The sequence below is a fragment of the Mannheimia indoligenes genome (assembly GCF_036880405.1).
Lineage (GTDB): Bacteria > Pseudomonadota > Gammaproteobacteria > Enterobacterales > Pasteurellaceae > Mannheimia > Mannheimia indoligenes.
This window is the reverse complement of the sequence record NZ_JBAJJM010000010.1, coordinates 66,836-78,893: the sequence shown is the minus strand read 5'-3', so window position 1 is coordinate 78,893 and position 12,058 is coordinate 66,836. Positions and strand designations below refer to the sequence as shown.

The window sequence follows — 12,058 nt, the reverse complement described above, 5'->3', positions numbered from 1 at the left end:
GTGTTGATACCATCATTCAAATAATGAAATAATTAAAACATCTAACTCTTTTTCATATGTCAATAATGTTTTATCTTTATGCCAATCATTTGTTGTGGTTAAATTTTTGCAATATTGATGAATGGTTTTTGATAACTGGGCAATATCATTATGAAGTTTTATGGTTTTATTAAATTTTGGGATATTTAAATAATCCAAAACTTCTGTACCCCGATTGGTACTAACCGCATAACTGTCAATAATATGACGAATGGTCGGGGCATTTAAAATACCACCAATATAATAGGCTTCCCATTCATTATCCAATGCCAAAAATAACACTTTTGAGTCAGTAACAATGATTTTATCTTTACCCAATAAACCAATATCATAATCCATAAGGCTTTCTTGGGCATTTCCAACAACCACTGCTGACATACTGCCTGTTTGTTCTTTCCATAATACTTTGTAAGGGCTATAAGTATATTCCCCTACATTATCCAAGCGGTAAAATGGATTTTTTTCTGGGTCAAAAAACTTACCATTTTGAACTCGGCTATCAAATAATTCTTTTCTATAAAATTCAAGCCATTTATGAGTTAATGGATAATCTTGCATTAATTCAATTTCAGGAATGCCATATTTATGTTGAGCGGTATGTGGCACGAGCATATACTCGTGGCTCATCACTCGCCAACGCTGTATATTACGACCACCAAGCATCGGATAAATCAAATCAGGTTCAACAATACCAGTATGCGACCCCTTATCCAAAATATCTTTTCTGCGTTGCCTGCTAATATCATTGGTAATTTTGGCTTTGCCATTTTGATTAATGGGTTTTTCCAAAATATACACCCCTTTTGCCCCCGCAGGTTCAATGCCTTTTCTGCCCTTATAATTTGGCTTTTGGTTATTTGGCATTAAAATTCTCTTACTTAATTCAAGATAATGCTCATCTAATGTTATCCAAGATGACTGAATGTCATTATTAGAAACAGGAAAAGCGGTTAATTTTTTATGTCCCAATACCTGTTTAACATTATGCCACTTTTGATGACTGTCAAATTTAATTTTTCTTGTTAAATATTGCCATTGATGATAATTTTTCATTGGATATTGCATTGCAATATTTTTTTGCATAAATATCGCCATTGTATTAATGGTAAATAGTTCAATCTCTGAAAAATCATCTAAACGATATACAGAAAATGGCACATCTTGCCCATTTCTTACAATCTTAAATTTTCTAAATCCTTGTCCACCTTTTGATGATTTGATAAAGGACGCAGGCAATAAAAACCCCAATTTTCCATTGTCTTTAAGATAATAATCCACAGCCACATAAGTTACTGCCATTGCAAAATCATCGTGGGTTGTTTTTTTATCATAAGCACTTTTTTCAAAAATGCCATAACTTTGCCAAACATCTAGCGTGCCTTCACGATAAGTTTTGCTCATAGATTTCCAACTAATCCAAGGCGGATTACCAACCACATAATCAAATTTTTGATTAATCATAATTGGAGCAAAACTATTTTTAAAAATTTTACCCCAAAATGAATTTTTTCCTGCCGAATGCAATTCGCAAAGTTGTTCAAATAATACCAAAGAAATTGCCAAATCATTTTCACAAGTTAACCCCAATTGATTTGTCAATATTGATTGAAATAAGTTTTTTGCTGTGCCAAAGCCTGATATGTCTGCTCGCAATACATTTTCGCCCAAAATATCCAAAAATTGATTGGCGGTTTTTTGACAATTAAATTTAGGCAAAACAAATTCACCCAAATGTGTTTTTATGACTAATTTATTTTGATTTTGTTCAGAATAAACAACAGGTGTTAAAACAGAATCGCTAATATAAATAGGAATATGAATGGATTGATTAATCAAATCGTCTTTATTTCCTTTAAAATTAGACAATAATGCCAAAATATAATTGGCTTTGGCGGAAATTGCAGAAATTGGATTAATATCAAATCCCACCACATTACTGGTAATTTTATTTAAACCATTTAAATCACTTAAAGGGTTTTGTTCTGCAATCTTTTTAATACTTTGTAATAAAAATGCACCGCTACCACAAGTTGGGTCGCAAATTCGTTCATCAATATTGCCATTATAATCTACATTGGACAATACAAATTCTACTGCCCAATCAGGCGTAAAATACTCACCCATCAAATGACGCATTTCTTTGGGAATTAAACCCATATAAACTTCTTGCAAAATATCTTGCATTGTTTCAGGTTTTAATTGAAATGACGACATTTCAAAATTATTAATGATTTCAATTGCATACTGAATAACGGATATGTCAAATTTTTCAGTATAAACAAACCATTCATAAAAATGAATTTCAAAAAAGTTAGCAATAATATTTTGTTGTTTTTCGTCTTTTCCTTCAAACAAGTCTTTTAAAACAGATTTTTTAATGCTGACTGCATTTCAAATTCTGGATTAATTAACTGTTTTAAAAAGTTATTAATGAGTAATTTGATTAAAATATTAAAATAGGTTTGCAATGAAAACAAATATTTTTTCATATCCAAATTGGGATATTGGCTATCATCAATTTGATACAAATCTTTTAAGGGTTTAATATAGTCTGTAAAATCAGTTTGCTCATTTTCTTCGCCGTACAGAACACCAAAAACCCTATCCCATTCATTATACAAAGTAATCACACGATTGCTGGGATTGGTACTATCAAAGTTACTCATTAAACTTTTATAAATTGTATTAACACCATTACGAATATTTGGCTGACTTGGATTGATAAATTGTAATAAAGTTTCTTTACTTAAAGCCAACTTTTCTCTTTGGCGAATGAGAATTTTTAAGCGTTCAATGCCAGACTCTATATCAAAAATTTCATAGGTAAAATTTAAGGGTAAATTAAACTCTTGATTGGCAAGACTTCCTTTTTGTATTTTAATAATTTGATTGTTGTGAGAAGTGGCAAAACGAGCAAAAATAAACTGTTTGCCATCAAAACCAATGCCAACTTGATGGGTAATTTTTTTAATTTTTATTTCATCACTATCTGTTTTTTCAATATTGGCTAATTCAAAAATATATTCGTAAAGACCATTATCTTTATCATTTCTACCAAACAAGGCTTCATTAATACCTTTTGGGGTATCAAAATAACCTAATTTTTTAATTTCAAAAGCCAAATTTTCAAATACTGCGTCAGCCCTACCGCCTTGTAAAAAACGATGTTCGTTATTAAAAGAATAATTAACCGTAGAATTTTGGTTCAGGTTTGAAATGATTGGATTGACAATCGCAGTATAAAATTGAATTTGCACATCAGATTCATTATTAAAGGTGCGATTCTTAAAATTAGAAATGAGCTTATTTGTAGTTAAATCAAAGGTTTGCATAAGTGCATCACTCAACGGTATTTGAAAAAAATTTCAAAATTTTAACATTTTTAAGCCTAAAAATCCACCTTTCAAACTACCCACGAAACAAAAACACCGCTTACCTTTCCCCAAGCGGTGTTTTCCTTTCCCTTAACCTTTTAACCCATACTGATATGGCACGCCCAAATGCTCCCTTAGCGTATCGCCTTCATAATCGGTATGATAAATCCCCCGCTCTTGCAAAATCGGCACGACTTTTTCCACAAATTCACGCACGCCCATTTGGCTGTCAGGGGCAAGCGAAAAGCCGTCTGTCGCCCCAGCATTAAACCATTCTTCCATAAAATCCGCCACATCGTGAGCCGTCCCCACCACCACAGGGGAGACGAGTTGCAGGGCGAGTTTGATTTTTTTGGTTGAATTGTCAAGGTAATCGGTCATTTTGGGTTCTCTCATTCAAAAGTATGGGATATTATAGAATTTTATTATTGATAATTGAATGGTTAAAAATGGGAAGTTGATTTTTAAAAATGGAAAGATAAAAATTAAGAAAATGGATTTTCAGGCAGCCTGAAAGTTTATTTTGCCAATAAAAAACACCGCTTTTATTTCTGCAAGCGATGTTTTTTATTAAAAACCCTTTAAAAACTGTTCAATATTATCCGCCACATTATCCGTATCTTGATATAAAAATTGGCTGGGTATTTGAATAAATTTGCCGTTGATTTCGGCAATTAAACTGGGTACGCCACGCACGCCAAATTGACTTGCCAATAATTGCCCTTGCCTAATAAAGTCATTTGCCAAATTTTTACTTTCATCGTTATTTAATTGATTGGCAATGTTGTTTTGTCCAAGAGCGATTAAACCATTTTTTACCACAGTAATATCGCTGGTATCCAAACCGTCCACATAACGCAGTTTTTGTAACTCTGAAAATACGGGTAATAATTCATTGGGTTTGTGATTTTTCAATAACACGCAAGCAACCGTTAAAGCAAAAGAATTAAATTCACCGCCCTTTAATAATAATTGACGGTAGTTTTCACTAAATGGCAAACCTGTCATCTGACTGATTTTCATATCATTTGCCCACGCATAATTGGCAAACTGCTCGTCCATCATTTTGCCTGTATTGGCAAATAATCCTGTGGCATAACCATCAACTTCGTGCGTTTTGGCAAGATTGGCAATGCCCTTTGATGACGCATAACAAAAACCGCATAAAGGGTCAAATAAATAGATAAATTTCATATGGTCTCTTTTAATAAAATCTCGTTTAAAAAAAATTACCCAAGCCAAAAACTTGGGTAATGATTTTGGATAAATCAATTTAAAAAGTTTAATTTCAACTTTTTACCACTTCATTTCGCCTTTATTCACTTTTGCTCCCAATTCCAAATTACCCAACGCTTGATATTTTGGATAAGCAACTTTCATTTTGGCAACGACTTGTCCGCTATTTTGACTGCTTGCCAAAACTTGTTCATATTTTTTCAAATAGGCTTTATTGGCTTTTAATAAATCAACGGTCATTTTGGTATTGGGTGTGGCGTGTCCTGCAATCACAACTTTGGGCTTAAGGCTTGCCATTTCGTCAAGTTGGGCAATCCACGCTTGGCGTTCGGCTGGCGTTTGTGCATCCGCCATCCAAAGGTGCATATTGCCAAACACCGACACATTGCCTGTAATGGTTTTTAAAGACGGAATCCACACATAAGGGCGATGTGCCAAAATGCCTGTCGTGCCACGAATTTCAATGTTTTGTCCGTCCAAAGTCAGCGTATTGCTGTCCAATTTTTCAGGCAATACCACCGCTTTTGGGGCATTATTCCCCATTTTTGGCGACCAATAATTGACTTTGCCTTCTACTTTGGCGTTGATTTTTTCCAATACGGCAGGGGTTGTTACCACTTTGGCATTGGGGAAAATTTCTTTTAAGGTTGCCACGCCAAAATAATAATCAGGGTCGGCATTGCTTACCAAAATCGTGGTCAATTCTTTTTGGCTGTCCAAAATATTGCCCGCAATACGCAAGGCATCAGCACGGGTAAAACCAGCGTCAATCAAGACTGCTTCTTTTTCGCCAAGCACCAAAGTGGACTGCACCGAAAAGCTTTTTTCATCGGCAGAATAGGTTTTGATTTCTAGGGCGTGGGCAAAATTGGCACTCAGCAAAAGTGTGGCAAGTAATAATTTTTTCATAAAAAATTCCAAAAGGTTAAAAGATTGATTTGATGTGGTGCATTATACGCCCTTAATTTATATTTGGAAGTACTTACAAAAAAGTAAGTATGAAAATAAATTTTAAGATGTTGATTTTAAATGATTATTAAAATAAAAAACACCGCTTGAACATTAATCCAAACGGTGTTTTAAATTAACTGACTTTTAATTCCGCCCAAGCCCTTTTGATGATTTCTTGACTGGCTTGTAATGCCAAAAATGCCAAAACAAACGCCACAATTAAATCAGGATATTTTGATTGAAAAAAATAAACTGCCATACCCGCTAAAATTACCGCCACATTACCAATCGCATCGTTTCGGGAACACACCCACACACTGCGGACATTGCTGTCGCCATCACGAAATTTTAATAATATCAACAATGCCGACACATTGACCAATAACGCCAAAAATCCCACAATGCTCATTTCAGAATAACTGGGCATTTCCCCATAAAACACACGATAAATGGTCGTCATTAAAATAAATAAACCAAAACCGCCCATCGTTAGCCCCTTAACCATAGATGCTTTGGCTCGGTAACTTAACGCCATTGGCAAAACAATCAAACTTATCAAATAATTGGCACTGTCGCCCAAGAAATCCAAACTGTCCGACAACAGCGAAGTTGAACCCGATTTAACCCCCATCACAATTTCCACAAAAAACATTGATAAATTTAATATCAAGACAATCCACAAGGCTTTTTTGTACTTGGGCGATTGATGAATGGGCTGATTTGAACCACAACAATTTTGGCACGCCATTTTTTTGCTCCTGTTTTAAGATGAAATTTGCTATACTATAAACTCCGTAGTCATTACAGGGTCAAGCCAAAATGTCAAAATTTTTTAAAATAAAACAAGCCAGTGAACAAACAGGCGTACATTTGGAAACCATTCGTTATTATGAAAAACAAGGCTTAATCGCCCCTACACATCAACAAAATGGCTATCGTGTGTTTGATGAAAATCAGTTAGAACAATTACGCTTTATTAAAACTTGCCGTAATATCGGTTTTTCTTTAAGTAACATCAAAACGCTGTTGCAATTACAACAAACGCCTAACAAACAATGCAATGAAATCAATGCACTTGCCGAGCAACATTTGGCATATTTGGACGAACAAATCACAGAATTACAACAAGTTAAAACTTTTTTAATGCAATTTGTGGGTTGTGAAAATAAAACGGTTGATAAGTGTCAGATTATTCAAGGTATTAAAGAAAAAGAATAGCGGAATATTTTTCAGGCTGCCGCCTGAAAGTTGATTTTGCAAAATTTCAATAAAAAAACACCGCCTAATTTTTAAATTAAGCGGTGTCCCAAATTACCCAATCACTCTGGTTTCACTAATCATAAAATTGGCAATGCGGTGTTTAATCAGCCACTTGCCATTTTCTTTGACATAAGTGTCATTATAGCGAATGCTGTGGTCGTGTAGGATTTCTTTGCCGTCTTTGCTTTCCACCAATTTAACCGCACAATAGTTAATCGCTGTGGCATTATTTTCATCAACAAAAGACACGGTGTGTTGCCCATTAATGTGATAAACGGTGTGAAAGCCCGCCAAAAAATCGCTAAAAGTTTGCTCAATTTGAGCAACACCCGCCATATCAAATACCAATTTTCCACCGATAAAAGTTTGTACGATTGCTTCTTTGGTAAATAACGCCATTTGTTCGGCGACTTTTTTCTCGTCCGCCAAATTGGAAAAAGTGTCCACCAACTCTTTTAGGGCGACTCGTTCGGTTTGGGGGTTAAAGCTCATCATTTGCTCCATATTTGTCAAAAAACTTTTTAAAATATTGGGGGAAGATACCCACATTTCAAGGTGTATTTTTTAATGAGTTAAAAAACAAAAACACCGCTTGAATTTCTCAAACGGTATTGTTATTAAAGCTGTTTTAACCAATCTGCCACATCAAAAAGCTCTCTTTCATCAATGCTATGTCCAATCGGATAAGTGTTAAAATTCACAGTAAAACCATTATTTTGCAACATCAAATCCGCATTTTTGGCAAGGCTAATGTCTATCGGCTCATCGTGCGTGCCGTGTGCCAGCAGTATGGGGGATTTATCTGCTCGTTGAAGAGCATTACCAAGTTTATCCGCCATTGGCAAATAGCCAGATAGACACACCGCACCGCCAAGCCGTGCAGGATAAGTCAAAGCGGACAGCAATGCCAACGCACCGCCTTGCGAAAATCCGCCCAACACGATGTTTTTAGGATTAACGCCAATCTGTACCAATTCATCAATCAAACTGTGAATATAGGTTTTGGCTTGGTTTAGTCCTGTTTCGTCTTGGTTTTTGTCAAATCTCCCCACAGGCAAATCAAACCAAGCACTTGCCATTTGACCGCCCAGCCAAGTTACCTTTTGAATGGGGGCGGTGGGTAAAATCACTTGCCACTCTTGCCCCAAATGAGCGAGCAAAAACTCGCCAATCGGCACAAACTGCCTGCCTGAAAGGGTTAATCCGTGTATCAAAATCAAAACTTTGGGGGCGTTTTGATGACCCAAAACAATGGGCTGGGCGGACGGTGTCAATTCTGTGATTGCCATTGTTGCCCCTTACTCACAGCCGTCAATGCCACAGCTTGCCCCAGTCAGATTGTCCGCTTGATTGTCGTCATAAACTTGGTTTAACAGCCCCAAAAGACTGCTCACAGGCATTGCTCCAGAAGTAGCCGTTTTGCCGTCAAACACAAAAAACGGTACGCCTTGCACGCCAATCTGATGGGCTTGATTTAAATCGTCTTTGACCGCTTGGATAAAGTCATTGCTTGCCAGCATTTGTTTGGCTTCATCGCCATTTAAGCCGACATCTTGGGCAAATTTTGCTAAATTGTCGTGATTGGCAAGCTCTAAATTATCGCTAAAATAGGCACGCATTAAGCGTTCGTTCATCTCATCGCCCTTGCCCAAACTTTTTGCCCAATGGTAGAGACGATGAGCGTCAAAAGTATTGGTATTTTTCACGCCTGCATAATTCATTGTTAAACCTGCCCGCTCGCCCATTTTTTCAATGTGGGCAATCATCTCCAACGCCCCTTGTGGGCTTTTGGCGTATTTTTTCTCAATGCGTTCTTGGGTGGTATTGACCGCCGTTTTGCCTGCATTGGGATAAAGTTCAAATGCCTTAAACTCAATTTCCACTTTATCAGCGTGGGTAAATTGGGCAAGGGCTTGTTCCAAATGGCGTTTGCCAATGTAGCAATAAGGGCAGGCATAATCTGACCAGATTTGAATGTTCATAAAAATACTCCGATTTAGGGTTTAAAAAAGAAAGTGTGTCTATTATAATGGTGTATGATTTAAAAAAACAGTACGATACTTGTCGTAATATACTAACCCAAAGGAAAGTGTAAAATGCTGAACGCCCCCAATTATCAAAATATAGAGTCGCTTGACGAAACAGGTTTTGGCTATGCTTTGTCGCTGATTGGCGGAAAATACAAAATGGTGATTTTGTTTTGGTTACACCGTAATCCGCCCAATATGCGATTTAATGAACTGCAACGCAAAATCGGCAAAATCTCGGTCAAAACATTAAGCCAATCCTTAAAAGAACTGGAAAATGACGGCTTGGTCATTCGCACCGAATATCCGCAAATTCCGCCCAAAGTGGAATACAGTTTGTCGGATAAAGGCTTGTCGTTGATACCGATTTTGGACGCTTTGTGTGAATGGGGTGAAATTTATCGTTAGGGATTTTCAGGCGGTCTGAAAATTATTTTGCCAATAAAAAAACACCGCTTACATTTTTTTTGCAAACGGCATTTTTTATTTTGCATTCCATTTCACCACCACATCGCCACGCCCAAGTGTTTGTTTGAGTGCATCGGCATTGTTGATTCGTCCGATTTTGGTGTAGCGATAATTGCTGTGAAAACTTTCATAAAAAATCACAACCGTATCGCCTTGATAAAGCATTACATCACCTGCGTGGATTTGTCCTGCGGTTTTGTCGTTGGTAGGCAAAGCGTTTGGCAAAGTGGCGTATTTTTCATTCTTTAAATGGTCGCTCATTGTCAAATCCAGCGGTAACAGATTGGCAAAACTTTGGGCGGTTTGGTTATTTTCTAATTGTAAATCAAATACTTGATTGTTAATGCTTAAAGAAATGACGGACGAGTGCATTGCGTGTTCCTGTTTTGGCGGTTGGGTTGGCGTTTGGGCGTGGCAAGCGGTTAAAAACAAAGCAAAAATTGCCAATATCCATAATGCTTTCATCGTGTTTCCTAATAGTAATGCCGTCCAAAAATAAAGTTTTGGACGGCTTGGGCGTTATTTTAAATTCGCTTTAAAAAATTGTTCAAATTTATCAAAGGGAATTTTGCCTGCTTGGTTATCGTACAAATCAACGTGCGTGGCGTTTGGTACGATGTACAATTCTTTGTTTGATGAGCCAATCGCTTCAAACGCACCTTCGCTAAAATAACGGCTGTGGGCTTTTTCGCCGTGTACGATTAAAGTTGGCGTACGCATTTCATCGGCGTATTTTAAAATTGGCATATTAAGCATTCCAATCATCGCTGTGGTCGCCCAAGAACCGTCAGGACTAGAATTGACCGCTCGTGGGTGAAAGCCACGCTTTGTGGTGTAAAAGTCGGAATATTCTTTAACAAACAAAGGCGTATCGGCGGTAAAGTCTTTGGCACGCAAATTGTTGGCAGGCTGTAAATCGGCATAGCCGTTTTGCGAAGCATTGGTACGGGCATTTGCCATTGCCTGACGCATTTTGTGGCGTGCGTCCGCTGTTTGTGGTGCAGTGCGGTCGTAAGTGCCTTGTGCGTTGGGGTGCATATTGATGGCATAACCTTCGGCAACCACACGGGTCATATCGTACATTGTGGAAGTCGCCACCGCTTTGGCACGCGGGTCGCTACTTGCTGCATTTAAGGCAAATCCGCCCCAACCACAAATGCCAAAAATGCCGATTTTGTCTTTGTCCACAATTTCCAAACTGCTCAAATAATCAATGCTGGCTGAAAAATCTTCGCTGTTGATTTCTGGGCTTGGCATATTGCGTGGCAAGCCTGAACTCTCGCCTGTGTACGAACCGTCAAAAGCAAGCGTAACAAAGCCCCGCTCCGCCATTGTTTGTGCATAAAGCCCTGATGTTTGTTCTTTTACCGCCCCAAAAGGTCCTGAAACGGTAATGGCAGGTAACTTGCCTTTGGCGTTTTTGGGAATGTACAAATCGCCCACCAAAGTAATGCCAAAGCGGTTTTTAAAGGTAACTTTGCGGTGTTCAACTTTGGTTGATTTTGGGAAAATTTTGTCCCATTCTTGGGTGAGTTGAATATTTTGAGCAGGAACGGTAATTTGTGTTGCCGAAGTTGGAATGGTGTTTGCCATAGCATTTGCTCCCAAAAGTGCGGTGCTTAATAAAAGAGCGGAAGTTAAGGTTTTGATTTTCATAAAATCTCTTTGGTTGTTGAAAATATGTGCGTATTATACAAGCCCATTTATCAGATGATAATATGCAAAAAATTTGCTAAACTATCAATTTTAAGTTGATAATAAGCCTATGCCATACCGCCAAAATTACAATGATTTGTACGCTTTTTTATTGGTCGCCCAAGAAAAAAACTTTGCCCGTGCGTCCGACAAACTCGGTGTTTCGCCCCAAGCCTTGTCCAAAACCATTAAATTGCTAGAAAGTCGCTTGGGCTTACAACTGTTTAACCGTACCACTCGTACTGTGTCGCTTACTCACGCAGGCGAAAAGCTGTTTGCCACCGCTCAAAAAAGTTTTGCTCAACTTGATAGCGAATTGACCCACCTTGCCCATTATCGTAACGCCCCAAGTGGCACAGTAAAAATCAGTGCAGGCTTACAAGTGGTGCAAAATACGCTGATTCCCAAACTGGCTCATTTTCAAACGCAATATCCTGATATTACCGTGCATTTGTCCGCCAACAATCGCTTTGTGGACATTGTCACCGAAGGATTTGACGCTGGCGTGCGACTGGGTGATGATGTGGGAGAGATGATGATAGCGGTAAAAATCAGCGAGCCTTTGGCGATGACAATCGTGGCAAGTCCAAGCTACATCAAGCAATTTGGTTTAATCAAAACGCCTGACGAGCTGGTACATCACCAAGGGATCGGCTATGTGATGAGCAATGGCAAATTATACGAATGGGAGCTGATTTTTAATGGCAAACCGTTTACCCAAACACCGCCTTGCCGTTGGCTGTTTGATGACGATGAAGCGGTCAAAACGGCTTGTTTGCACGGTTTGGGCTTAGCGTATTTACCGCAAGAAATTATTGCCGATGAATTGGCGAGTGGCAAATTGGTTGTTGTGTTGCCTGCTTATTGTCCAAGTTTGCCTGCGTTGTATTTGTACTATCCGCACCGCAATATCTCGCCTGCATTGAAGGTGGTGGTGGAGAGTTTGAGAGTTTAGGAATAAATTTTCAAAAAAAACACCGCTTAATTTTGAAATTAAACGGTGTACTC

Annotated in this window: 14 protein-coding genes; 3 read left to right on the top strand and 11 right to left on the bottom strand. The window is 38.0% G+C overall.

The features are described 5' to 3' along the window. Window positions 1–12: 12 nt before the first annotated feature. From V6W77_RS07875 to V6W77_RS07850, 6 genes are all read right to left on the bottom strand, one after another. Complete coding sequence (locus V6W77_RS07875) at window positions 13–2,394, bottom strand: Eco57I restriction-modification methylase domain-containing protein (protein WP_334254313.1); 2,382 nt, start codon at window positions 2,392–2,394, stop codon at window positions 13–15. A gap of 5 nt (window positions 2,395–2,399) precedes the next feature. After that, window positions 2,400–3,371, bottom strand: coding sequence for a hypothetical protein (locus V6W77_RS07870; RefSeq protein ID WP_334254312.1), 972 nt, complete (start codon window positions 3,369–3,371; stop codon window positions 2,400–2,402). A 132-nt stretch (window positions 3,372–3,503) separates the two neighbouring features. Then, complete coding sequence (locus tag V6W77_RS07865) at window positions 3,504–3,794, bottom strand: hypothetical protein (protein WP_334254311.1); 291 nt, start codon at window positions 3,792–3,794, stop codon at window positions 3,504–3,506. A 189-nt stretch (window positions 3,795–3,983) separates the two neighbouring features. Continuing rightward, complete coding sequence (locus V6W77_RS07860) at window positions 3,984–4,607, bottom strand: DsbA family protein (RefSeq protein WP_334254310.1); 624 nt, start codon at window positions 4,605–4,607, stop codon at window positions 3,984–3,986. A 102-nt stretch (window positions 4,608–4,709) separates the two neighbouring features. After that, window positions 4,710–5,558, bottom strand: coding sequence for an MBL fold metallo-hydrolase (locus tag V6W77_RS07855; protein WP_334254309.1), 849 nt, complete (start codon window positions 5,556–5,558; stop codon window positions 4,710–4,712). Between the two features lie 175 nt (window positions 5,559–5,733). Beyond that, window positions 5,734–6,348, bottom strand: a complete 615-nt coding sequence (locus V6W77_RS07850) for a cation diffusion facilitator family transporter (RefSeq protein ID WP_039195096.1) — start codon at window positions 6,346–6,348, stop codon at window positions 5,734–5,736. A 71-nt stretch (window positions 6,349–6,419) separates the two neighbouring features. Between V6W77_RS07850 and V6W77_RS07845 the strand changes: the two genes are divergently transcribed. Then, on the top strand, window positions 6,420–6,818 hold the full coding sequence (locus tag V6W77_RS07845; RefSeq protein WP_012340851.1) for a Cd(II)/Pb(II)-responsive transcriptional regulator: 399 nt from the start codon (window positions 6,420–6,422) through the stop codon (window positions 6,816–6,818). A gap of 93 nt (window positions 6,819–6,911) precedes the next feature. Here V6W77_RS07845 and V6W77_RS07840 read toward each other — a convergent pair whose 3' ends face one another. From V6W77_RS07840 to V6W77_RS07830, 3 genes are all read right to left on the bottom strand, one after another. Continuing rightward, complete coding sequence (locus V6W77_RS07840) at window positions 6,912–7,352, bottom strand: nuclear transport factor 2 family protein (protein WP_334254356.1); 441 nt, start codon at window positions 7,350–7,352, stop codon at window positions 6,912–6,914. 125 nt (window positions 7,353–7,477) lie between these two features. Further along, a complete protein-coding gene (locus tag V6W77_RS07835; protein WP_334254308.1) occupies window positions 7,478–8,149 on the bottom strand; it encodes an alpha/beta hydrolase in 672 nt (223 codons plus the stop codon). 9 nt (window positions 8,150–8,158) lie between these two features. Further along, complete coding sequence (locus V6W77_RS07830) at window positions 8,159–8,842, bottom strand: DsbA family oxidoreductase (protein ID WP_334254307.1); 684 nt, start codon at window positions 8,840–8,842, stop codon at window positions 8,159–8,161. A 114-nt stretch (window positions 8,843–8,956) separates the two neighbouring features. Between V6W77_RS07830 and V6W77_RS07825 the strand changes: the two genes are divergently transcribed. Then, on the top strand, window positions 8,957–9,295 hold the full coding sequence (locus V6W77_RS07825) for a winged helix-turn-helix transcriptional regulator (RefSeq protein ID WP_334254306.1): 339 nt from the start codon (window positions 8,957–8,959) through the stop codon (window positions 9,293–9,295). A gap of 75 nt (window positions 9,296–9,370) precedes the next feature. Here the strand turns inward: V6W77_RS07825 and V6W77_RS07820 are convergent, their stop codons facing one another. Together V6W77_RS07820 and V6W77_RS07815 are read right to left on the bottom strand one after the other, a co-directional pair. Further along, complete coding sequence (locus tag V6W77_RS07820) at window positions 9,371–9,820, bottom strand: cyclophilin-like fold protein (protein ID WP_334254305.1); 450 nt, start codon at window positions 9,818–9,820, stop codon at window positions 9,371–9,373. A 54-nt stretch (window positions 9,821–9,874) separates the two neighbouring features. After that, entirely contained in the window at window positions 9,875–11,011 is a 1,137-nt protein-coding gene (locus V6W77_RS07815; protein WP_334254304.1) for an alpha/beta hydrolase, read from the bottom strand. A gap of 109 nt (window positions 11,012–11,120) precedes the next feature. Between V6W77_RS07815 and V6W77_RS07810 the strand changes: the two genes are divergently transcribed. Then, the gene (locus V6W77_RS07810) at window positions 11,121–12,005 is read left to right on the top strand and encodes a LysR family transcriptional regulator (protein ID WP_334254303.1); all 885 of its coding nucleotides are present in this window, start codon (window positions 11,121–11,123) and stop codon (window positions 12,003–12,005) included. Window positions 12,006–12,058: the final 53 nt, after the last annotated feature.